This is a genomic window from Vulcanisaeta distributa JCM 11217 (assembly GCF_001316005.1).
Taxonomy (GTDB): domain Archaea; phylum Thermoproteota; class Thermoprotei; order Thermoproteales; family Thermocladiaceae; genus Vulcanisaeta; species Vulcanisaeta distributa_B.
On the sequence record NZ_BBBJ01000008.1, the window covers coordinates 83301 to 105381 of the forward strand.

Here is a 22081-nt window from a genome sequence, read left to right on the forward strand (position 1 = left end):
TCTGGAGTTGAATTATTGAAATAGAATGATTAGAGAGACATTGGTAATAAGGAAAACACTGTGGTTAGCCCTAAGGAGACAGCTAACTGGTGATTATGGAAACCTGGACTTTGAGTGTGAGGTCCTGCTACTTAACGATCCCAAGATGCATATTGTGGCTTGCGCCGACGGAGATGTTGTTAATGTTACAATAACCTATAACCCACTGGACATAGCCCTGGACATTAGGAAGACTCGTGAGAGGGGTAGGCGTGAACGTCCATTACGAAGTAAAAAAGCTATAAATGTACCGCTGGCATAGGTTAGTAATTCCAATGGCTGTGGAATGATGGTGATGATCATGGTGGACTCTGACGGTAATTGATGATCTTCCAGGCTACTGATACTAATCTCATGATTAATAGCGATTTTAACCAGGAATGCCCTAACTAATGAGCTTTAGGGCTTGTGGATGAATTGATGAATTGACAATCTCATCAACATTCACCAACCTCCTAAACACCTTAGGTATATTCTCCAAAACATCGATGGGCGTTATGTGGTAGCCAAGCTCCTTAGCTGCTAAGTCACCCGCAAGCCCTGTTATGAAGGCACCAATCGCAGCCGCCTCAAGTGGGTCTTGGACCTTAACCATCAACGCCGAGACAACGCCGGTGAGCACATCCCCCCCGTACCCCCCCCAACAGTCATTCCTGGATTACCCGTGAAGTTAAGCTTATACCTCTCACCATCAGTTATTATATCAACATTGCCCTTAAGCAGCACAACACCGCCCCTCAGCGATGATTTAACCACGTCACGTACCATCAAGGCCCTCGACCAGGTGTTAACCTCCTTAGTAACATCCACACCTGTCAACCACTTAAATTCACCAGCGTGCGGCGTTACAATCACATTCTTCGTTATTAAGTCCTGCCTTTTCAATTCACCAATTGCCTTAATGGCGTCGGCATCAATGACCACCCTCTTACCAACATCAACAGCCCTAGAGACCAATTCAACTACTGCTTCATAGTCTCCTCCCTAAGCCCAAGCCCAGGCCCGATGGCTATTACGTGGGACTTACCAACCTGCTCCATTATTTGATCCACATGATTAAGCATTAGGTAATCACCGTCTAGGGGTATAGCTATTATGCTTGGGTCGTGAGCCCTTATGTCCCTGGCCACATCCCTGGGAGCCATAACCACTGATAGGTCGACCCCCCCAGTCCTAAGCGCCGCCTTAGCCGCCAAGTAAATGGCGCCGGTGAACTCCCTGGAACCACCAATGAATAGTACACGCCCATTATCACCCTTCTTCGAGTCAGGCCTTCTGGCATAGCCCATGTAGTATAGGTCGCCAGGCCCAACGACATGCTCCACCTCCTCGGGGGGGATGCCGATATCCGCAACCACCAGGTCACCAACGTACTGGGAAACACCCTCCTTAACCAGGCCAACCTTTGGTCTATGCATCGTCACTGTGACATGCGCCTTAACCGCGATGTCCCTAACCTCCCCCAGTATCTGGATCCAACCCGCTGGGTATGTCAACAGCCACCTTATACGCTGACGACTTATTGATCAACTCAATAGCCGTTGCCTGAGGTTCCCTGAGAATACCCCTAATCCCAGTTCCTATGATTGCGTCGATTATAACCTCAGCCCATGGGTGAAAGACCTCCTGGTGAGCGAGTAGGTCGTAGGGTGTTGGAGCCTCTATTATATCGACATTCAACCCCCCCCTAAGAATGCCCAGGTTATCCACAACCAATTCCTCCCTGGCATCGCTAATGCGTCCCAGTAGAACGACCTTAACATCCCTACCCCCCCATGAATGTAGGTATCTGGCAGCCACGATACCATCACCGCCATTATCACCAAGCCCAGCAACAACGAGTATCCTCCTCGCATTTGGGTACCTCTCAATGACTACCGTTGCCACGGACCTACCTGCATTCTCCATGAGTATGTGCCTATCAATACCCACGTAGGCGGCGTTCCTATCGATGACACGCATCTCAAGCGTCGTTATCGCACCTGAGGACCAATCCCTAAAGTCAATGGGCATACTCGGGAATGACGTATTATGCCTTTAAAAAACGCTTTTATGCAAGATTTAATGAGCAACATGGACATAGTGATTAGGGTTGGCTTTAGTAATTGGGAACCGCCTAAGTACGAGGGATACAGGGAACCTAAGCACGTAATAAGGATTGAGGGTGATCATGTGGTTGCTGAGGTTGAGGTTCCAGGCGTCGGTAAGGAGGGTATAACAGTGAAGCTCCTTAACGATGATAAGCTCTTCATTAGGGCTGAGGGCAATGAGAGGAAGTATCTACTCATTAAGGAATTACCTGCACCAGTCACTGTAGATGGTTCGCATGCCGAGTACAGGAATGGACTATTAATAATTAGGTTGCCAATTAAGGGCGTGAGTATTGGTGTTGCGTGATGATTAGGGCGGCCATCCTCGATGTTGATGGAGTCCTCACGTACTTCAGGTCAGCATGGCAGCACCTGCACAGGGTTCTTGGTACAGATGATTGGGCTTCGATAAATAGGGAGGCGTATAAGGCGGGTCTCATTAATTATAGGGATTGGGCACTCGTAGATGCCCTTCTCTGGATGGACGTGCCCAGGACCTGGATTGAGGTCCCCCCCGTAACCCTGAGGAGAGGCGCCCTAGAACTGCTGAAGTTCCTTAGGGATAATGACGTGTTGGTGATTGCGGTTAGCGGCGGCCTGAACTACACGGGCATCCCCCCCATTAGGGATTACGTGAATTACTTCGTGAGTAATGAATTAATATTCGATGAGGATGGCTCATTAATCTCGGTTAAGGTGAATGTTGAGAATAAGGATATTGTTCACGAGTTAATTAATGAGTTGGGACTTGATTGGGATTACGTCATGGCCGTTGGCGATAGTGACATGGATTTGCCGATGCTTAGGAGGGCTAGGTACTCCATAGCCTATAACCCTGTTAGTGAGGAGGTTGCTAATGTCGCGAGGATTGTCGTTAATTCCGACACGCTATACCCAATAATTGATATTGCAAGGGCTATACTAACCGGGTAATGGATTGATGCGTATACGTAAAGTAAACGTATACTTACCGCTAATAACACATTAATACTGGAATTCTTCACCTTACTAGGGTTTATGCCAGACACGACCATAGAGGATTTGGGTATCAGGAAAATCTTTAACTCAAGGGGGGGTGAGGAGACGGTCGAGGTTGAGGTATACCTGACAGATGGTTATGGAAGGGCAGCAGCACCAGCCGGCGCATCAAGGGGTTCTCACGAGGTCGTTTACTTCCCCCCCAATAACGACGTCGACCTAGCAATTAGTACCTTTGAGAAGAGCGTGGCACCTGACTTAATGGGTTTGGATGCGTCAATACAGGGCGAGGTTGATACAAGGCTTGAGGAGATTGATGGTACGGAGAACTTCTCGAGGATAGGCGGTGCGGTTGCCATAGCAACGTCAATGGCATCCGCTAGGGCAGCGGCGAATGCCTGGAGATACCGCTTTATCAGCACCTTGGCGGTGCTAATATCAGGGACTTGCCATACCCACTCGGTAATGTAATTGGCGGTGGTAAGCATAGCCGTGGGCTTGGCCCTGATATTCAGGAATTCCTGGTGCTACCGTATGGCGCACAGGACATTTACTCCGCCCTTAGGGCTAACATTGAGGTTCATAGGGCGGTCTTTAAGGAATTAGTTAAGGTGGATCCGACGTTCACTGGTGGTCGTAATGATGAGGGTGCCTGGTCAGCCAAGGTATCCACTAACGCGGCATTGGATATCCTGAGCAGGGCTGTTAAGGAGGTTAGTTCTAAGATGGGTTTTGAAATAGGGATTGGCGTTGATATGGCGGCATCAACGCTATGGAATGGTGAGAAGTACGTATACACCAATGAGGGTGTCTCAAGAACGCCAAAGGAACAGCTCGAGTTTGTTAAGGGGGGGTTGATTGAGAAGTACGGGCTTATTTACGTTGAGGATCCATTCCATGAGGAGGACTTCCAATCCTTCGCAGAGCTTACGGACTCTGTTGGTGATAAGTGCCTAATCGTTGGTGATGACCTATTCACGACGAATCCATCCAGGTTATCCAGGGGTATTAAGGAGGGTGCTGCAAACGCCATAATAATTAAACCCGACCAAATAGGCACCCTATCAAGGGCTTGGGAAGCCGTTAGGTTGGCGGTGTCTAACGGTTACGTGCCGGTGGTGTCCCATAGATCTGGCGATACCGAGTATGAGACCCTGGCTCACATAGCCGTTGGCTTTGGAGCACCAATAATAAAGAGTGGGGTCCTTGGTGGTGAGAGGATGGCTAAGCTTAATGAGTTGATTAGGATTCAGGACTACATGGGTAAGGCTGCCAGGATGAATCAATCACTAACGCAACGACTTAAGCATTGATGTTTAGTTATTAAATTCCTCATAGTGAAATACTTATTAATTAGATTCTTTACCGTAGTCCACAATGGGTGAGGAACGTAAGGAGACCCGCGAGGAAGGGCTTGCGCCGGTTCCACCGCAGGAGGAGTTGCTAATTGCCATTGAGCGCTACCTAGCGGCTGGCGTTAGGCTTGGTACTAGGGTGTCCAACGCATATCTGCAGAGGAGGGGGGCTTCGTGTTTTCCGTTAGGCCTGATGGTCTTAGGATTCTCAACCTTAGGAAGATTGATGAGAGGATTAGGATTGCAGCCAAGATGATTGCGATGTACGATCCTGAGAAGGTAGTTGCCTACTCAGCCAAGCCCTATGGCTTTAAGCCAGTGGAGATGTTCTGCAAATTCGTTAGGTGTAGGGCGATAACGGGTAGGTTCATACCAGGGACATTCACAAACCCAAACCTCAACCACTACATAGAGGCTGACCTACTGATATCCACCGACCCGAAGGCGGATGCGCAGGCAATTGAGGAGGCAGCCACAATGGGTATACCCGTCATCGCGCTCGTGGACACGGACACGCCGATATCCTACGTGGACTTGATAATACCATGCAACAACAAGGGAAGGAGGAGCCTGGCACTGATATACTGGCTACTGGCTAGGCAGGTGCTTAGGGTTAGGGGGGGTGAGTTGAAGGAGAATGAGGACCTACCCGTGCCACCTGAGGAATTCGAGGTTAAAGTATCACTTGAAGGAGCCACTCAATAAGGCATTGTTTAAGCCTAATCAACAAAAAGTAAAGCGTTTATTTTTCCCGGCCTAGACTAATCATTGTATGGCCAAGGTACGTAAACCAGCGGTTGCAGGAGCATTCTATGAGGCTGATAGGGATAAATTAATCAAGCAGATTGAGTGGTCAATAAGCCATCCACTAGGCCCCCCCGGTCAACTGGTTAAGCAGCCCCGTGAGGGATTTAAGGCCGTACCCATAGTCATAGTCCCACACGCAGGCTATATATACTCGGGTCCTGTGGCCGCCATGTCCTTCGCTGAGATTTACAGGTTTCACAACCCAAGGACATTCATCCTAATTGGGCCTAATCATTATGCATTGGCGCACCCGTAGCCATATACCCCCCCGAAGGTGCCTGGGAGACTCCGCTTGGTACTCTTGAGTTGATTCTGAGGTGGCTAAGGAACTAATGAGTAGGGTTAAGTACCTGGAACCCGATACGTATGCGTTTATCCAGGAGCACTCACTTGAGGTTCAACTACCCTTTATTCAGTACATGTTCGGTAATAACGTGAAGATCGTGCCAATAATAATTTGGAGACAAACGAAGGAGGTCGCTAGAGACCTGGGCAATGCGATAGCCGAGGTTATATCGAGTCATGAACCAGGCTCTGTAGTCTACGTGGCTTCCAGTGACTGGAATCATTACGAACCCCCCCATGAAATAACCACTGAGAAGGATATGAAGGCTATCGACCCGGTCCTAAGGCTTGATGAGGATTCCTTCTTTGACGTTATTGAGCGTTATGACGTGTCGGCCTGCGGTTATGGCGCCATAGCCACTGCGATAGTCGCCGCCAAGAGGCTTGGTGTTAAGAACGTGGTATTACTAAGACACGCAACATCTGGTGATACTAGTGGATATACGCTGGAGACCGTGGGTTACGCATCAATAGCCTTCTACCTATAATGAAAAACTCTGTGCCTAATCAAAATACTTAATTAATTTATTTCTCTTAGGTATTAAATACCGAGTTAGTATGAGTGCGGTTAGGATATTCTTCGAGATACTGCTCGTGATAGTTGCCTTAGCCCTAGTATACTCAATAGTCGCGCCATTTAAAGCCGAATTGAAGGCATACATATTTAGTATTGGTAATAGGCAGGTCAGTGAGTTGCTGTATATAGGGGGGGGTTACATTATTTATAAGTTGGGTTACTTGTCATACACATTACTAAAGATTATAGCGGAATACTCCTACCAGGCAATTCAATATTTACTAAGTAATTCAGGAATTAAATCAAGCCTGTCATTAAGTATTTAGGAATTTGTGATCAATTACCCCTTAAATGGAATATAGCAATAGTTCTGCCACTGATTACTCCAACAACATTACCAGAGACTGTTAGTAATGCGAAGTTCATTGATGCGCTGCATGATGCTGGTAATCCCTCGCTTGTGAGTGTTGGTGTTGATGTGTAGAGGCATATTTCATCACCAGTTGTAATTCCGAGTAATACCAATTACTCGCCACGCACTGCTGTGGTGTGGTTACCTGACCACTCCAGGAAACCCACACATACCTATAGGCATATTGGCTTGGGACAGTGAGGCCAGGAACCTGAGGCTGTAGATTTAACTCCTGCATGATTGAATTCCATGGAATAATCATAGCATGAGTTGGTACTGCTGTTACAAGCATAATGAGCAATAGGCCTAGCAATCCAATGGACAGCAAAGGCAGTGAATGCCTCATGTTAGTGAGGCTATTTTTAAAGAACAGGACTAATTAACATTAATGATTCAATGAGGGAAAAAGAACAAGAAAATTTAAGGATTACTTATGGGATTTTAATAATTAAGGCCTAAATCAAGGAGTGAAGGTGCATGTCCCAGGCATTGGATTGTATACTACAATGTAATTCACATTCATGTTAGTGTAAGCCTGGATTGTAATTGGGTTTGGAATACCAGTGAGTATGTAATACCCAGCCACATTCCTAAGTATTGATTGCCAGCAGTTGGGTGTTCCCTCATAACTGCCCCCCCTGGCAGTGTAATGCTTATTACACCACCAAATGGTACATTATTAAAGACTAGGGTAGCATTATTCCCATTGATCATTACTTGACTTGGGGGTTGGTGTAATGCTCATTGCCTTGAGGGTCTCCTCAACCATTGCCTGAGTGAATGGGCTAGTGACATTGTATAATTCCCAACTCCAACCAGTGTATGGATTAGTCCAATTATAGAATGATAGTGTTACTATAATCTTCTTTGGTGATTGAACCTCATTCATGAGGTTCTCGAATCCAAGGGTGTTGTTTGTGTATACTCTGAATATGAATGGGTTCTCCTTAAATGCAGTGAATATCCTAACCTCATAACCATTAATGTAATTAAGATCCTCTGGGAAGGCAAGCAACACTGTCCAACAGGCTGTCTGGGAAGTCCCACTAACCACACCATACTGCACTAATGGGGTGTTCAATGGTGGGTTGAATGTAATGCCCTGCAGTGTGGAGGTCATGACACCACTGTAGAGTAGGCTACCATTGAAGAATATCTCAAGCCAGTAGGTATCATTGAATAATAACTCACTCTTGTTAAATGGTGAATTGAAATAAACCTCATTCCACACAGTGAGGTTATTGAAGTTCAATGGAGTCCACTTGAGGGGGGGTACAAATACGAATGTCCAATTACCAACGCAGTTTGGATTCACCTCAACCACATTCCAGCCAGTCCATGAGGCTGGGTTTGAGGGGGGGTTTGTGAATATTGGGTGGCCACTGACAATCAGTGGCTCGAATGTGACCCCACCTGGGAATTCAATTTGTGAAATACCAACAGTCTCATTAATGTTTGGCAGTATGAAGAATTGGACAATATACACTGCATTTGGGTTGAATGGGTATGTGAAGATTGAGTTTGGCAATTCACTGGCTGGTATAGTCCATACTTCAATTATTGAGTCATTACCAGTTAGGAGCCCACCACCACTGTACTCAATAGTCCAATTACCACTCCTAACCATCAATGAGTGCAATGCCTCCTTTATCCACTCCAAAGTCCTAACCTGAGGCAGGTAGTAATACTCATAATAAACATAGTAAAAAACCAACCCAAGGACTATCACCACCCCCCCCAAGGGCAATGCCAAGCTTCTTCCTCCAACTCATATTAAACACCCCCCCATCTTCAACAAACCCTGCAGAGATTTTAAATAACTACTTCACGTGCTACTTGTCGTAGGTTGGTGCCAATATTATTATTAATCCATCAAGCATATTAACAAAGCTAATCCAAGGCATTAACATGAAGAATGCCACTCAACACTCCATTAACCAACTCCGGTCATAATTATAGTCCTTAAAGTCAAGCTAATGGCGTATAAGTTAAGCCCAACACCAAGTGGCGAGTAATAATGCTCATGCAAAGGAATAGAATGAACAATTCACGCTACCTTACGGTTAAGGAGAATGCCAACCTGGGCTATACATTGCTTATAAAGGCGAGTTCATTAATCATGCAGTAATGAATGAATTAAACTAAAACTTAGTAAGTTGAAGCGTTAAATTGACTAGCAAATTCACCAGTGAAAAATTATTAGGACAATGCTATGGGTTCTCTTTGCATGAAAAAGAGAAAGATTTAAATAGAAAGAGAAATATTAATTACTTTGATGAGCGTTATACAGCCTAAGGAGGTTAGGACATGGAAAGATGAGTTGAAGGATACGCTGACTAAGTATGTGAGGGATCCATTTAAGGATAAGATTGATGAGTACCTGGGCTTCCTCGACACCCTATATGATAAGTGGTGGAATGGTGATGTTAAGACAAGGGAGTACTACGCATACCACATGGCCCTCCTCATGGCGAAGTCCGACAAGCCTAACGTGATTAAGGCAAAGCTCAATAGCTACTATGCGTACCTCGTCTATAAGGGCTACGTATCAGCCTACAGGCTCATGAAGGATAAGTACGTGGCTGGTGGCGAATCAATCTACACCTGGCTTAGGATGTATCGAAAGGTTGTTGGATAAGCCCTGGAATTACGTTAATAACCTAAAATTTACCCTTACTATGTAATACATTATATACGTATTCATAGACAATATCAACAACCTTCTCGGCATTTACATACGTAGTATCAATGACTAAGTCGAAGATTGATGTATCATTAATGTCAATACCATAAATTGTTAGGTACCTCCTCCTGTTCGATTCTTCGCGGGCCCTAATCTCGTTCAGCGCCTCCTCAATCGATTTACCATCCCTAGCCGACAACCTCTGTGACCTGGCTCTGATATCTGCCTTGAGGTAAATACGCACGTCGGCAATATCCTTAAGTATCCAGGCGGCTAGGTGACCCTCAATAACAACATTACCCATCCTAGCCTCCTTGACAGCCTCCTCATCGACTGCCCTATCAATGCTGAAGTCCGTCTCGGCAATCCTATGAAGCTCAAGCAATGATACCCCCCCCTCTCAATGGCAATCCTCCTGAATAACTCACCAATGGACACAAACCTATAATTCAACCTATTAGCCAACTCCCTAGCCACTGTGGTCTTCCCACTCGCCGCCTGTCCTGAAATCGCCACAACACCCATTTAAATCACGTTGCTGATAATCGTACAGCCATCCTAAGGGCGAGGGCTAGGCATCTGTGGCAAATATAGCCGCCGTAGGGCCTCGAAACAGTTAAGCCAGCAACATGCCTAGTCTTAACCCTAGCCTCATCAATGCCCTGGAGTGGCCTACCGCAGATGGCACACCTGGGTTTGGAGGCGAATCTCTTCTCATAATGAACCACGCGCTTACCACCCGGCGTCCTGGTCTGCGTCCTCCTCATTTTCCTAGACCTTAATGCCGGCCTTGGCATAATCGTTCGTCAAAACACCTATGAGTTTTTATGCTTTACTTACGTACCTATACGTTAGGGGGGGCCCGGTCTCGCGATACCGAGGGATAAGTACTTACTCAATTCCTCATCGTCAATGACGCGGACGTGGGACTTCCTCAACACAAGCTCCAGCTCCTTATCGCTCGCATTAACCCAGTTAATTCTGCCTATCATGGATTTCGGCACCACAAGTATGGTGCTACCCTCCCTGCGCAATCTATACGCCGCCCTTTGAAATTCATAAAATAGTCTATTCACCCTATCCCTCTTAGACATAGCCTTGATTATTGCTTCCTCGATGTTTCCCGTTTCGAAAAGAGTCATTAATATTACCTCAATAACCTTATTAATCCTATCGGGCACACCAATGATTGAGCCCCCCCTAAGCTCAATCCTACACCTAGGCACATTAAGCCCTAACAACCTGTACAACCTAGCCGTCTCACCCTTAACCCTCCTCTCCTTATCAACAATACCCCCCCCAATAATGAATGTATGCACCTCCTTAATCAACTCCTCATTAAGAACACAATCACCCTCCGGATCAAGCATTACCGCATTACCGCGAGCAATGGGTTTATCACGCCTAATAGTTACACCGTGCCTAAACCCCCCCTAGCGAATCTATTAAATCTATCAAGGAAGTCTTCACTCACGCTTGTTAGTTCTATGTTTGAGTCCCAAAGATACCTCCTCACGGTATTTATCGACGCCAACACCTGCTCTACGAGTTCGTTCTTCTCGGAATCCGTATGATCACTCCAGAGGGATAGGTCAATTATGAAGTGCGGCTTCTCAGGAACATTAATTAAGAAACCCAGCGATACCAAGCAATCCTCGGGCCTGGTTAGGTATACATCGCATGGCAACGCACCCGTCGAGGATAATGCGAGCACCTCAAGCTCATTAACTCCCGTAACTACGTGACTACCAAAACCGCCTAAGCACAGTACGTACCTACCCAGTAATAAATTCACGGCTATGCACTGCGGCAGGTAATAATTACACCTGAGTCTACGTGGTATGCACAGCCTATGAATACCGAGACTCCTTAAGGCACTCAGTAATTGATTGCCAAGTATCACCTGAAGGGATTATTAATTAAGTCCTAATAAAAACATGAACCCACATGACCATGCAAGGCAGGGAATTACCACTCTGTGATAACCATGCACATACGAACCCTGTAATCGGCATAGGCCCAGGGAGTTGGCGAGGAGGTTTAGGAGGGAGGGTGGCAAGTTCATAGTGATAGTCGCCCTACTCACCTGGAGCCTAGGCTTAACGCCTGGGGATCTCGATAGTGTTAGGAGGATGTACGACATCACCGTGGAGTCCGCCAGGATTATTAATGAGGAGGGTGTTAAGTCCGTGGCCGTTGTTGGCTTACACCCAGCTGAGGGTTATGAGTTGCTTAGGAGGGGGGGTTGGTCCAGGGAGGAGGTTCTAAACTTCATGAGGAGGGGGGGTATTGACTTAGCCGCTGAGTATGTTAAGGAGGCAGGGCGGTGGGTATTGGTGAGGTTGGTAGGCCTCATTGGGAGGTGCCGGGCGACGTTATTAACCTCTTTAATGAATTGTTGGAGTATACCTTTGGTGTTGCCAGGGATGTTAATGCCGTTGTGCACCTGCACCTGGAGAGGAATGGAGTTAACACTGCATTATCCATAGTGGACATGGTCAGGAGGGTTGGTAATAGGCCCTACAGCGTTATAATGCATCATGCGGAACCATTACTATCGACGTGGCCATTAGCAATGGTGTAATGACGTCAATACCCATGGGGGGGAGGAAGGGCGAGTTTGAGGAGGCCGTTAGGCATGGCCCAAGGTTCGTTGTTGAGAGTGACTTCATTGATGATCCCAAGAGACCGGGCGCCGTGATACCACCGTGGACCCTGGTTAGGAAGTTAAGGAATTACCTAGTTAATGGTTTCATAAATGAGGATTTCCTGCATACGATTTGTGTTGATAATATTAATAGGATATATGGTGTGGATGTAATGGGTTAGTTCATTCGTGCATGAACAGGCACTAATGGCTTTTAAAGGCCTGGTATTTTGTTCCCCGGGATGAGTGAGGAGAGGGAGTTAATCGAGAAGATCTATAGGAAGATGATAATGACGCGCCTTAGGGAGTCGTCAGTAAGCAGGTCCATGTGCCCTAACGGCATTGTAATGCTTAATGGCAATAGCTTCACCGCATCGATTAGGGAGTGCTCGGCCTCCGTTATCGACTTCTACGCTGATTGGTGCATACCCTGCAAGATAATGGAGCCAATACTCAATAAGTTATCCCAGGTATTCGCGGGTAAGGTATTCTTTGGGCGTATCGATGTTGATGCATACCCAGAGATTGCTGCTGAGTATGGTGTTATGTCAATACCAACCACGATACTATTCAGTAATGGTGAAGAAATCTATAGAATAATTGGTGCCGTTGATTATAACACGATGAGGAGGTATATTGAGATTTACCTAGGGGTTAAGCCCTAGGTATTTACCTCACTAATTATTAATCGCCTACCGTCCTGGGCAGGTAATATGAATGTTAACTTATAACTATCGCCAAAGAATATCACACTAACGTCATTACCAAGGTGAAACTCCCCATCAACGCCAGCCAATACGCAGTTCTCGCAATTCTTCGCATCATCGATTATGTTCCTAAACACGTTTATTGCATCTTTACCATTCGTCATTACTGAGGCAACCACGCCCGCGTGGTCTCCATGCACGTGGTGGTCAATCTTTGCATTATACTTTGTCTTTAGCATGTCCATGAAATCATTCAATTCCTCGATGACCTCCTTAGGCAATTCCGTTATGTGATGGTGGTGATGATGCTCATGCTCCTCCTCAACCTCCTCTTCCTCATCCTCCTCACCCTCATTACCCTCAATGCCTGTAAACCCAAACGTCATACTAATAATTAACTCAAGCTCATCACTCTGGGCAATCCTCTCAATCTCCTTACCCAACTTACGCCACTCCTCAAAACCAAGCTTAATCTGCATCATATCAACGACAACTGAGGGAAACCCATTAATAAAACCTTTTGTTCAATCAACGCATACGGCCATAACACTACGGTTAAATGCTGCCCACGGATTATTAATTAACTATAACCTCTATAATTTATGTGTCAACATTATAAAAAATAATATATATTAATGACCCTAATCTATATATGATTACGAGAAAACTAAGTATAATAAGAATAAAGCTTAAAAACCTCCTTTTGCACATTATTCGTGCCCACAAAGAACTTAGAAATCGAACCAGCAGACCTATGGAGAATCCTAAAGGCCTCAGGCATAAAGTATGTTAAGTTCATAATAGTCGACATAAACGGCGCACCAAGGTCTGAAATAGTACCAATAGACATGGCCAAGGACCTCTTCATTGATGGAATGCCCTTCGACGCATCATCAATACCATCATACTCAACAGTGAATAGGAGCGACTTCGTGGCGTATGTTGATCCAAGGGCCGTATACGTTGAGTATTGGCAGGATGGTAAGGTTGCTGACGTATTCACGATGGTATCCGACATAGCCGATAAGCCATCACCCCCCCTTGACCCAAGGAGGGTGCTTAATGATGTGTTGGAGCAAGCCAAGTCAAAAGGTTACGAGTTCCTAATGGGCGTTGAAGTTGAGTTCTTCGTGGTTAAGGAGGATGGCGGTAAGCCCGTGTTTGCTGACCCAGGTATTTATTTCGATGGTTGGAACGTCACGGTGCAGTCACAGTTTATGAAGGAGTTGATAACGGCAATAGCGATGCGGGTATTAATTATACGAAGACTCATCACGAGGTTGCACCAAGTCAATATGAGATAAACATAGGCGCCGCAGACCCACTTAGGCTCGCTGACCAGATAATATACTTCAAGATAATGGCTAAGGACATCGCTAGGAAGTACGGCTTAGTAGCCACATTCATGCCAAAACCCTTCTGGGGGGGAGTCAACGGTAGCGGCGCGCATACGCACATCAGCGTCTGGAAGGACGGCAGGAACCTATTCCAGAGCAATACTGGAAAGATAACGGAGGAGTGCGGCTACGCAATAAGCGCGATATTAAGCAACGCGAGGGCATTAAGCAGCTTCGTCGCGCCACTCGTAAATTCATACAAGAGGTTGGTACCTCACTACGAGGCCCCCACGAGGATTGTCTGGGGGGCTATGCAAATAGGAGCGCCATGATTAGGATACCACAGTACAAGATGAGGATTAACAGGATTGAGTATAGGCACCCAGACCCAAGCATGAACCATACCTGGCCTTCGCGGCCATGGTGAAGACCATAATAAAGGGTCTCGAGGATAGGAAGGAACCACCACCACCAACCGAGGAGATAGCGTATGAGTTAGCCAATGCCCAGGAAACACCGGCCACGCTTGAAGACACGTTAAAGGAATTATCAAAGAGCTTCCTAGTCACCGAATTACCAAGCGAGTTAGTAAACGCCTACATTAAGATCAAGCAAAATGAGTGGGAGGACTACCTAACAAATGTTGGTCCCTGGGAGAAGACCTGGAATGTAATAACTCAGTGGGAGTACAGTAAGTACCTAGTCACCGCTTAAAACAATATAACCCATATATTTAAAATAAAAATACGTAGTAATTTATATTTATTCCTTAATCCAATATTTTTACGGCAATAATATAAATATCATAGAGAGAAAAACTTAAAAACTACTTAGTCTACATAGTTTGTGCCCGGTGACCCATTAAAACGGTAAATAGGATAAATAGGTTAGTAATACTGACCAGGGTAACGCCAGTGCTTTTAATCATGGCTTTAGCGACTGCGATGGTTGCTAAGGCTGATGCACCGCCGAACCTCTCCGGGTACCCACCAGCCTCTGTGCCACCATGGCTAGACACTGGCAGTAATGCGTGGATGCTCACGGCAGCAACCCTCGTAGGTCTTCAAAGCGTACCTGGCCTAATGCTCCTTTATGGAGGCATGACCAAGCGTAAGTACGTAATAAATACAATGATGATGGTGCTCTATGCCTTCGCCATAGTACTAATAATTTGGGTGTTAGCGGGCTACATGTTTGCGTTTGGACCTACGTTGGTGAAGATAGGAGGCCTTAACATACTGGGCACACCAATACCGGCGTTAACAAGCAATATTATTGCGTCGCAGGCCAGTGTACCTGCTGCGCAGCAGTACCCTAACATAACCATGTCGACGTTGATATTCTTTCAATTCGTTTTCGCCGCAATAACGCCGGCGCTGATGGTCGGCGCCCTAATAGAGAGGATGAACTTTAAGGCTTGGATGCTCTTCGTACCACTATGGTCCTTGCTCGTTTATAGTCCAGTGGCCTTTTGGCTTTGGGGGGGTGGTGGTTGGCTTATGCAGCTTGGTGTTGTGGATTTCTCAGGTGGTTACGTAATACATGTTGATGCGGGTATAGCGGCCTTCATAGCAGCTGCACTGGTTGGCGAGAGGTTGGTCGAGGAGAGGAAGTTACAACCGCATAACTTGACCCAGGTCGCGGCGGGCCTCGGCCTTGTCTGGCTTGGTTGGAATGGATTTAACGGCGGTGATCCGTATGGGTCAACAATAGACGCTGCAATAGCGGTGATAAACACTAACCTGGCCGCGGCAGTGGCTGTCGTGGTATGGATGATACTCGATATGGCCTATCTTGAGAAGCCCACGTTCACGGGCGCCGTATCCGGCGCGGTAGCCGGCCTCGTTGGTATAACGCCAGCCGCGGGCTATGTAAATGGCGTTGGCGCGATAATAATTGGCGCAGTGTCAAGTGCCGCCGCGTGGTATTCACTAAATATGTTCCAATTTAGGTCGAGGTTGACGAAGCACATTGACGATGCCTTGGGTGTGTTCTCAGACCACGCGGTTCCAGGTATAGTCGGTGGTATCCTCACCGGGGGGGTGTTTGCGGATCCAAGCATTACTAAGTATGTGGATCCAGGTCTCACTGGCGCGCTTTATGGTAATCCATTCCAGGTAATTTTACAATTATTAGGAGTCGCCGTGGTGATAGCCTATGATGCCTTAATGACGTACCTAATCCTTAAACTAATAAGTAAGATTGTGCCGTTAAGGGCGCCACCGCAGGCCCTGAGGATTGGTGATAGGGAGATGCATGGTGAGGTTGCCTACGACGAGTTTGCCTTTGCCACGCAGGGCGATGCGGAGAGATTGGCCGCAGGTGTTGTTGTTTCAGTGATTAATAATACAATAAATAACAATAAAGAGGGTTCATCTTAAAACAAGTCTTCTTTCCCTTAACTAAAAATTAAAGTCAAAGTCAGCTTCGAGTTTGCCTGCGCTGGCCCTTAAATAAATCGTTCTAACGCCCAAGCGCCTTAATTTATTTAGTAGTTTCATGTCGCAAGTCACGGCAATACAACCATACCTAGTGGATACCTCCACCACGGAATTGTCAGGTGAACCCACAGCGCTGGCTATTGAGAAATTATTAATAATGTAATTAAGCGCATTATTTGAAGCCCTAGATACGCCGGGCCTACCTAACTTACTTAATTTGATTAGTTCATTAAGTATTGGGTATGGGATCATGGGTATTATTGGTGAATTAACAAGTTCAATTACCTGATCAATGACGCGCAGGCCCTCGGTGAACATTAGCAGTATTGCGCTCGTATCGAAGACCACGCACTCTACTTTCATACCAATTACTTCACTCTAGAACTGCATTGCCGCCCTTTAGAATTCCATAACCAACAATCCTCCACCTATTACTAACCTGCTTAGTAATTACGGCCTTAGAACCCTCCTCCGCGGAGACGGCCTTCCTAAGTATCACGTCGAGCTTATCATCGTGGAACCCCTTTATAATCCCCATGACGGCTGCCGAGCCCACGTGAACCATGACCACATCCTTCGGCTTAAACGTAACCTCCTTCAATGATTGATCACCAGGCCTCTCGATCCTGTGAAACTCAAGGGTTAATTCACTCCACACAGGTGGTAATGTGCCTGCCTACCGACAACACTACCCACCAGGGAGTCGGCCTTCGTTAATGCCGGGTCAAGCTCCGTGCCAATACCCACCAAACCACCTGGTCTCGCCTCCTCAATATACTCATTCCCAATGGCTATACTGACTATCTTCGTAATAATCGGCTCATACTTATTACCCAACTTAAGGCCCGGCCTTATCTCAATCTCATCCCCCCCAACCTTTGCCGAACCCTTAACGACTGTGCCACCAAGCACGCCACCAACTAACTTATCCGGTGGTGTACCTGGCTTATTGACATTAAAGCTTCTCAGGACAAGCATCCTGAAATCACCACCCGCAGCCTCCTTAGGTGGCACTAGCTTATCGATTAGTGTTGATACTGCCTCGATATTGACCTTATGCAGTGATGATACGGGTATTATTGGTGAGTTCCTTGCCCAGGTATTGCTAAGAAACTGCTTGATCTGTTTATAATTCTCGAGGGCCTGCTCCTTACTAACCAGGTCAAGCTTATTCTGAACAACTATTAGCTTGTTCAGGCCCATAATCGTTAATGCCGTGAAGTGCTCCTCAGTCTGTGGCTGGGGGGGTACGGGCATCGACGCATCAATTACGAGTAATGCAGCGTCGATGTATGATATGCCAGATATCATCGTGCTTATTAGGACCTCATGACCTGGAACATCGAGTATTGAAACCTTCCTCTTCAAAACAGGCTCATCACCGCCTGGGCACTTACCATCCTTAAGTAGGCCATCGCTAACGATACTAAACTCATCCCCCCATGGATGGGCACTCGTATAGGCCAATGGTTATGTAACCGAGCTTAACAGTCATGGCCCTCTTAATCTCCTCACTATACCTGGCAACCCAAACACCACTAAGTGCGTGCACCAGCGTTGTTTTGCCGTGATCCACATGACCCGCAGTTGCGATGATGGCGTTTGGATATATGTATTTACTCATTCAAACCGAATTGACATTAAGGGTTTAATAAGATTTCAGCACATGAGCAAGTGAAACAATGATGGAATAAGCTTTATATCAAACCAATGAATTAATAACCCGCGGCTGTATGCCCAGCCACGGCAGGCAACCGGGCGAGCCCGGCAACGGCTCGCCTGAGGAAACTTCCCCCACAATACCGTGGGTCCCCCGCGGGGGGGTAACCCGCCGACCGAGAGGTCGCTGTGGGACAGTGGCCCAAATAGGGGGGGCCTGTGATCTCCACGGGTGAGGCCCGGGTAGGGCCTTAGACGAATGGTACAGAAGGGGGGGAGTTATGCCGTGGCTGGGCATACAGCCGGCCAGCAGTATCTGGCTGGGGGGGTTTGGGCATTAATATTAAAAATAGAAAATAAATCACGATTTTAATTTTAAATTAAAGGCTATTTATTCGCTGTGGATTATTAACTCACTTCTTCTTCTCTGTCTTCTCCTCCTTCTTCTCCTCAGTCTTCTTGGACTTCTTAGGCATACATTCGCTTTTATATTGCGGTTTCTTATAAAGGTTGTAATTTAATATGCAATGTAAAAGTTAGATTATGAAAAGTACTTGGTTACGTCACTTCATAACATACTTAATAAAGCATTTACCTACTTACTTCGTGAGTCTTCACGTAGATTTATATGCACCCAGAGCAATTAATCCGCACTTAATGATGCCTCTCTTCCAATGCTTCTCTCTCTTTTTATCCAATTAATTAATTAGATTTCTCGATTACTAAGTCCTTAAGGTAATCATGATTAGTGATTTTTTAAGGAGAAATTGGTATTGGGTTTTGGGCATTCTAGCTTCCTTCCTGCTGTTCATAATAAGCCCCCCCATACTATTCATAATAGTAATCATAGCGGTATTGATTATTTATTTCGTTTTCGTGAGACGTAAAAGGGATGAAGGGGGGGGTGCGGAGGGGGGGTCTGCGGTGGCTAAGGTCAGGTTGGTGAGGAGTGTGTCTTCCCAGGGGGGGGTTGGTGACTTGAGGATGAGTAGGGTTTGCCTTAGTATAGGTGTTGGTGATGGTATTGTGCGTATTGGCGATAGGTGGATTTCTGCGTTGCGAATTAATACCATGGACTTCTCGTTACTTCGTGATGTGATTGGTCTTGGGGGGGCATTTATTACCGATAGTAATAGTAACTACTTGGTTATTTATGGCGAGAGCCCTGATGAGGTCTCCATTAGGCTTAACACGGCGGTTGAATTGCTCAGGTCTCGTAATGTATTATTTAGGCAGTTATCATCGTCTGAGTTAATTAGTGAGGTGGTGCTGAGATGGATGAGCTAAGCGAGAGGGTAGGGAGTTGCTCAGGAGGATTTTGAGTAGGGGGTAGGATTGCCTATGACTCATTGAGTGAGGAGGAGAGGAAGGCAGTTGATGAGTTGGTGAGGCTTGGCTATGTCAGGCTTTACGTAGAGCCCAACAGCAGGAGGCTTGGCGATGCGTTAAGAGTTATTGGCTCAACCGGAGGTCTCCGCAGTATTCATCACATTATCATGAATTACGCATGCCTAGCCTTGGCGCTGTTGATACCATTATTATTCCTATACCTATCCATGAGGTCATTAATGATGGGCTACGCACTGGTGGGAGCATTCTTCCTAATTATTACCCTGGGGGCTCGCCTATGCATCTTTCCTAATTATTCGAAGGAGGCGTTGCCGCCTAGTTAGACCCTGATTATCCTTATGCTATAGTCATTGTACGTATCTATAACGCCATGGGTAAGTAGGACCAAGTCACCCTTAGCCACTAAACCACTCCTTATCAGCTGGTTCAGCGTCTCCCTCTCACCCTCATCATAATCCTTAACATCCCCCCCAATAAGTATTGGCTCCACACCCCAATAAAGCCTCAGCCTCTTAAGCACCCTCTCATCGCTAACGCCCACGTACGTAGGCACCTTAGGCCTATACCTGGATATGGCCTCGACGAATCTACCACCCCCCCTCGAGTAAATGACGATCTTGGCACCAATGTCCTCGGCGAGTTGAACAATGCCCAGGGCAAGCCTATCGGTTAGGTTAGCCATCACGCCCCCCCTATCGATACGCACATCATCCTCGTACTCCATGGCAACCCTCCTCAACCACTGCACAGCCTCCACAGGTACTTACCGACGGCAGTCTCCCCAGTCAGGAGTAGTGAGTCGACACCCTCCATAACCGCGTTCGTTATATCCACGACCTCAGCCCTAGTCGGCACCGGCTGCTCTATCATTGACTCCAGCAACTGCGTGGCGACCATGGTGGGCACACCACACCTCTGGGCCTCCCTAATTATTGAGCTTTGTATCCTAGGTATCTCCTCAAGATCAAAGTGCATGCCCAGATCGCCCCCCCTGGCAACCATCACATAATCACTGGCGCAGATAACGTCCCTCATGTTCCTCACGGCGTCGGGACCCTCAATCTTAGCCACGAGCTTAACCCAATCACCGCCAAGTCTCCTTAACTCGGCCCTGACCTCCTCAATATCGTCTGAGCTCCTAACGTGGCTAATACCCACGTAGTCCATACCAACCTCTACGGCGAACTTAAGGGCCTCCCTATCATAATCATCAAGTATTGGCAGTGGGTAATCCTTACCCTTAATAACCACGGCCTTCTCCTGGGAAATAGTCCCCGCGGTTAATGCCGTTAGTACGGCATTGTTAGCCGAAACCTTATCAACACGTAGTCTCAATCTGCCGTCGTTCATCACAATGACATCATCTATCGTTATGACCCTGAAAAACGATGGGCTGGGTATCGGTACGAAACCCCCCTCCGACTTATCAGCGAGCCTAAACTCCACGGAATCACCAACATTAAGCGTTATGGGCCTCATGATTCCAGTCCTAACCCCAGGACCCCCCCTCAAATCACCGAGTACCGCGATATCGCCCCCCCTAAAGCCCCCCCTGGCATTTGATATTCTAGACCTCCACTCCTCAGTGTTGCCATGGGAGAAGTTTATCCTTATCCCATCTACGTACTTAATTAATTCCTTCAACACCTCAGGCTTCTCCGAGGCCGGCCCTATGGTCGCTATGATCTTTACCTTACCCACAACAACGCCTTACCGCCGGGATTATAAACCTTAGGTGAATACGGGAATACCGGGTTTACTCAATTATAATGAGTAACTACATGGGTTTACTCAGTAATGCTTATAGGCGATCAAGGTCGATTAATGACATACCTTGGGTGACTCACTTGCCTAGGCTCGATATTGCACCTCGCATGGAGTTGCTTGGTGAATCGGCCGTGCTGTATTGGGGCGATGAGAAGGTTGTGATCCCCCCCAGGCTTAAGCATGGTGTTCTCTTCCTAATGAGTGGGTATATTGGTTCCCAGATTCATGGCTGTGAATACAGGATACACCTTGATTACCTGAGGGGGGGTAGGGTCGTTAATGAAGGCGTAATTGACGGGCTCCAGGAGCATTCAAGGCAGCTTGGCGTTGATGAGGACGGACTTGGGCTTGAGCTTGGTTGGAATCCCGTAATAGTTAATCGAGGTGATGAGGGTGTTTACTTCTTCAATTCCAAGATGAGAAATTGGATTGGTTACGCAGACTTCAGTAAGTCATTCATTCAGGAGGTCTCACTCGTAATGGTTAGGAGGGATGTGCCAATACTCGGTCTTCCGGACCTGGTCATAAACCTTGACAATAAGCCCGCTTACATAATTGAGTTAAAGACTACGGGTAATCCAGCCAACTTAAGAGTTGTGAGGGGGGGTAGGGAAGCACTGCAGGCGGAGTCTTACTTTCACATGATGAGTTACCTGGGGGGGCTTAATCCACGCGGTGTTGCGGTGGTAAAGGTCGTTAGAGGCTCTGAATTTAGGGTTATCAATAATGTAAATGAAATAGTAAGGCACTTGGAGGGTGGTGAGGATTTCGTGAGGCTCACGAAGCACGCCACACTTCATAGGATAGGCGTTAGGGGGGGTTTAACGAATTCCTTAGGGATGTGGATTACTCCCTTGATTACTGGCTTGGGCTTAGGAACCCGAGACCATCACCGAGCAGGGCTTATGCTCAGGCTGTGAGCATAGGAGGTATTGCCCATACAGTTT

The 22081-nt window shown here is 46.8% G+C and carries 19 protein-coding genes and 8 pseudogenes; 15 read left to right on the top strand and 12 right to left on the bottom strand.

The annotated features are described in order from the left end of the window. The first annotated feature begins 25 nt into the window (after nt 1-25). Nucleotides 26-301: a hypothetical protein gene (locus tag JCM11217_RS09475; protein ID WP_054842768.1), complete on the top strand. Its 276-nt coding sequence runs from the start codon at nt 26-28 to the stop codon at nt 299-301. Nucleotides 302-424: 123 nt separating this feature from the next. Here JCM11217_RS09475 and JCM11217_RS09480 read toward each other — a convergent pair. Beyond that, a pseudogene (locus tag JCM11217_RS09480) lies at nt 425-2052 on the bottom strand (NAD(P)H-hydrate dehydratase). A 51-nt stretch (nt 2053-2103) separates the two neighbouring features. On the opposite strand from JCM11217_RS09480, the gene JCM11217_RS09485 reads away from it, so the two are divergent. From JCM11217_RS09485 to JCM11217_RS09510, 6 genes and pseudogenes are all read left to right on the top strand, one after another. Continuing rightward, complete coding sequence (locus JCM11217_RS09485; RefSeq protein ID WP_243679059.1) at nt 2104-2436, top strand: hypothetical protein; 333 nt, start codon at nt 2104-2106, stop codon at nt 2434-2436. After that, the gene (locus tag JCM11217_RS09490; RefSeq protein WP_054842769.1) at nt 2436-3062 is read left to right on the top strand and encodes an HAD-IB family phosphatase; all 627 of its coding nucleotides are present in this window, start codon (nt 2436-2438) and stop codon (nt 3060-3062) included. Before JCM11217_RS09485 ends, JCM11217_RS09490 begins: the two co-directional genes overlap by 1 nt. Before the next feature lie 84 nt (nt 3063-3146). After that, nucleotides 3147-4420, top strand: a pseudogene (locus JCM11217_RS09495) (enolase). 64 nt (nt 4421-4484) lie between these two features. After that, nucleotides 4485-5167: pseudogene (rpsB, locus tag JCM11217_RS09500) on the top strand (30S ribosomal protein S2). A 67-nt stretch (nt 5168-5234) separates the two neighbouring features. After that, nucleotides 5235-6102 (top strand): annotated as a pseudogene (gene amrB, locus JCM11217_RS09505) (AmmeMemoRadiSam system protein B). A gap of 70 nt (nt 6103-6172) precedes the next feature. Next, complete coding sequence (locus JCM11217_RS09510) at nt 6173-6457, top strand: hypothetical protein (RefSeq protein WP_054842771.1); 285 nt, start codon at nt 6173-6175, stop codon at nt 6455-6457. A 96-nt stretch (nt 6458-6553) separates the two neighbouring features. Here the strand turns inward: JCM11217_RS09510 and JCM11217_RS09515 are convergent, their stop codons facing one another. Both JCM11217_RS09515 and JCM11217_RS09525 read right to left on the bottom strand, forming a co-directional pair. Further along, the gene (locus tag JCM11217_RS09515) at nt 6554-6835 is read right to left on the bottom strand and encodes a hypothetical protein (protein ID WP_243679060.1); all 282 of its coding nucleotides are present in this window, start codon (nt 6833-6835) and stop codon (nt 6554-6556) included. A gap of 405 nt (nt 6836-7240) precedes the next feature. Then, entirely contained in the window at nt 7241-8290 is a 1050-nt protein-coding gene (locus JCM11217_RS09525) for a hypothetical protein (RefSeq protein WP_054842774.1), read from the bottom strand. 528 nt (nt 8291-8818) lie between these two features. Between JCM11217_RS09525 and JCM11217_RS09530 the strand changes: the two genes are divergently transcribed. Further along, nucleotides 8819-9181, top strand: coding sequence for a hypothetical protein (locus JCM11217_RS09530; RefSeq protein WP_054842775.1), 363 nt, complete (start codon nt 8819-8821; stop codon nt 9179-9181). 22 nt (nt 9182-9203) lie between these two features. On the opposite strand, the pseudogene JCM11217_RS09535 reads toward JCM11217_RS09530, so the two are convergent. The 4 genes and pseudogenes from JCM11217_RS09535 to JCM11217_RS15875 form a co-directional block, all read right to left on the bottom strand. After that, nucleotides 9204-9751: pseudogene (locus tag JCM11217_RS09535) on the bottom strand (AAA family ATPase). A gap of 5 nt (nt 9752-9756) precedes the next feature. Further along, nucleotides 9757-10023, bottom strand: a complete 267-nt coding sequence (locus tag JCM11217_RS09540; protein ID WP_054842776.1) for a 50S ribosomal protein L34 — start codon at nt 10021-10023, stop codon at nt 9757-9759. 54 nt (nt 10024-10077) lie between these two features. Further along, complete coding sequence (locus JCM11217_RS15870; RefSeq protein ID WP_243679061.1) at nt 10078-10596, bottom strand: hypothetical protein; 519 nt, start codon at nt 10594-10596, stop codon at nt 10078-10080. Nucleotides 10597-10637: 41 nt separating this feature from the next. Next, complete coding sequence (locus tag JCM11217_RS15875; RefSeq protein ID WP_243679062.1) at nt 10638-11129, bottom strand: hypothetical protein; 492 nt, start codon at nt 11127-11129, stop codon at nt 10638-10640. 44 nt (nt 11130-11173) lie between these two features. Between JCM11217_RS15875 and JCM11217_RS09550 the strand changes: the two are divergent. Together JCM11217_RS09550 and JCM11217_RS09555 are read left to right on the top strand one after the other, a co-directional pair. Continuing rightward, nucleotides 11174-12055, top strand: a pseudogene (locus JCM11217_RS09550) (TatD family hydrolase). Between the two features lie 60 nt (nt 12056-12115). Further along, nucleotides 12116-12538 carry a thioredoxin domain-containing protein gene (locus JCM11217_RS09555; RefSeq protein WP_054842777.1) on the top strand — a complete coding sequence of 141 codons (423 nt, stop codon included), beginning with the start codon at nt 12116-12118 and terminating at the stop codon, nt 12536-12538. On the opposite strand, the gene JCM11217_RS09560 is transcribed toward JCM11217_RS09555, so the two are convergent. Further along, on the bottom strand, nt 12535-13062 hold the full coding sequence (locus tag JCM11217_RS09560; RefSeq protein WP_054842778.1) for a hypothetical protein: 528 nt from the start codon (nt 13060-13062) through the stop codon (nt 12535-12537). The genes JCM11217_RS09555 and JCM11217_RS09560 overlap by 4 nt on opposite strands. 234 nt (nt 13063-13296) lie before the next feature. Between JCM11217_RS09560 and JCM11217_RS09565 the strand changes: the two are divergent. Both JCM11217_RS09565 and JCM11217_RS09570 read left to right on the top strand, forming a co-directional pair. Next, nucleotides 13297-14631, top strand: a pseudogene (locus JCM11217_RS09565) (glutamine synthetase family protein). Nucleotides 14632-14843: 212 nt separating this feature from the next. After that, a complete protein-coding gene (locus JCM11217_RS09570) occupies nt 14844-16298 on the top strand; it encodes an ammonium transporter (RefSeq protein WP_054842779.1) in 1455 nt (484 codons plus the stop codon). Nucleotides 16299-16319: 21 nt separating this feature from the next. Here JCM11217_RS09570 and JCM11217_RS09575 read toward each other — a convergent pair whose 3' ends face one another. Then, on the bottom strand, nt 16320-16721 hold the full coding sequence (locus JCM11217_RS09575; RefSeq protein WP_243679063.1) for a nucleotide-binding protein: 402 nt from the start codon (nt 16719-16721) through the stop codon (nt 16320-16322). Nucleotides 16722-16731: 10 nt separating this feature from the next. Next, nucleotides 16732-17982: pseudogene (locus JCM11217_RS09580) on the bottom strand (translation initiation factor IF-2 subunit gamma). An 815-nt stretch (nt 17983-18797) separates the two neighbouring features. Between JCM11217_RS09580 and JCM11217_RS09585 the strand changes: the two are divergent. Further along, nucleotides 18798-19304, top strand: coding sequence for a hypothetical protein (locus tag JCM11217_RS09585; protein ID WP_243679064.1), 507 nt, complete (start codon nt 18798-18800; stop codon nt 19302-19304). Nucleotides 19305-19366: 62 nt separating this feature from the next. Next, the gene (locus JCM11217_RS09590) at nt 19367-19690 is read left to right on the top strand and encodes a hypothetical protein (RefSeq protein ID WP_243679065.1); all 324 of its coding nucleotides are present in this window, start codon (nt 19367-19369) and stop codon (nt 19688-19690) included. Here JCM11217_RS09590 and JCM11217_RS15880 read toward each other — a convergent pair. After that, nucleotides 19687-20124, bottom strand: coding sequence for a pyruvate kinase alpha/beta domain-containing protein (locus JCM11217_RS15880; protein ID WP_243679066.1), 438 nt, complete (start codon nt 20122-20124; stop codon nt 19687-19689). The two genes, JCM11217_RS09590 and JCM11217_RS15880, sit on opposite strands and share 4 nt — an antisense overlap. After that, on the bottom strand, nt 20103-21068 hold the full coding sequence (gene pyk, locus JCM11217_RS09595; protein ID WP_243679067.1) for a pyruvate kinase: 966 nt from the start codon (nt 21066-21068) through the stop codon (nt 20103-20105). Before pyk ends, JCM11217_RS15880 begins: the two co-directional genes overlap by 22 nt. A 68-nt stretch (nt 21069-21136) precedes the next feature. On the opposite strand from pyk, the gene JCM11217_RS09600 reads away from it, so the two are divergent. Then, complete coding sequence (locus JCM11217_RS09600; RefSeq protein WP_243679068.1) at nt 21137-22054, top strand: hypothetical protein; 918 nt, start codon at nt 21137-21139, stop codon at nt 22052-22054. The last annotated feature ends 27 nt before the right edge of the window (nt 22055-22081 follow it).

What these genes read in the sequence shown, in the direction of transcription:
- JCM11217_RS09515 (WP_243679060.1), bottom strand. Translation starts at nt 6,835, where the DNA reads ATGCTTGTAACAGCAGTACCAACTCATGCTATGATTATTCCATGGAAT.
- JCM11217_RS09530 (WP_054842775.1), top strand. Translation starts at nt 8,819, where the DNA reads ATGAGCGTTATACAGCCTAAGGAGGTTAGGACATGGAAAGATGAGTTG.
- JCM11217_RS09490 (WP_054842769.1), top strand. Translation starts at nt 2,436, where the DNA reads ATGATTAGGGCGGCCATCCTCGATGTTGATGGAGTCCTCACGTACTTC.
- JCM11217_RS09560 (WP_054842778.1), bottom strand. Translation starts at nt 13,062, where the DNA reads ATGATGCAGATTAAGCTTGGTTTTGAGGAGTGGCGTAAGTTGGGTAAG.
- JCM11217_RS09600 (WP_243679068.1), top strand. Translation starts at nt 21,137, where the DNA reads ATGAGTAACTACATGGGTTTACTCAGTAATGCTTATAGGCGATCAAGG.
- JCM11217_RS09485 (WP_243679059.1), top strand. Translation starts at nt 2,104, where the DNA reads ATGAGCAACATGGACATAGTGATTAGGGTTGGCTTTAGTAATTGGGAA.
- JCM11217_RS09555 (WP_054842777.1), top strand. Translation starts at nt 12,116, where the DNA reads ATGAGTGAGGAGAGGGAGTTAATCGAGAAGATCTATAGGAAGATGATA.
- JCM11217_RS15870 (WP_243679061.1), bottom strand. Translation starts at nt 10,596, where the DNA reads ATGCTTGATCCGGAGGGTGATTGTGTTCTTAATGAGGAGTTGATTAAG.
- JCM11217_RS09510 (WP_054842771.1), top strand. Translation starts at nt 6,173, where the DNA reads ATGAGTGCGGTTAGGATATTCTTCGAGATACTGCTCGTGATAGTTGCC.
- JCM11217_RS09475 (WP_054842768.1), top strand. Translation starts at nt 26, where the DNA reads ATGATTAGAGAGACATTGGTAATAAGGAAAACACTGTGGTTAGCCCTA.
- JCM11217_RS09575 (WP_243679063.1), bottom strand. Translation starts at nt 16,721, where the DNA reads ATGAAAGTAGAGTGCGTGGTCTTCGATACGAGCGCAATACTGCTAATG.
- JCM11217_RS09540 (WP_054842776.1), bottom strand. Translation starts at nt 10,023, where the DNA reads ATGCCAAGGCCGGCATTAAGGTCTAGGAAAATGAGGAGGACGCAGACC.
- JCM11217_RS09570 (WP_054842779.1), top strand. Translation starts at nt 14,844, where the DNA reads ATGGCTTTAGCGACTGCGATGGTTGCTAAGGCTGATGCACCGCCGAAC.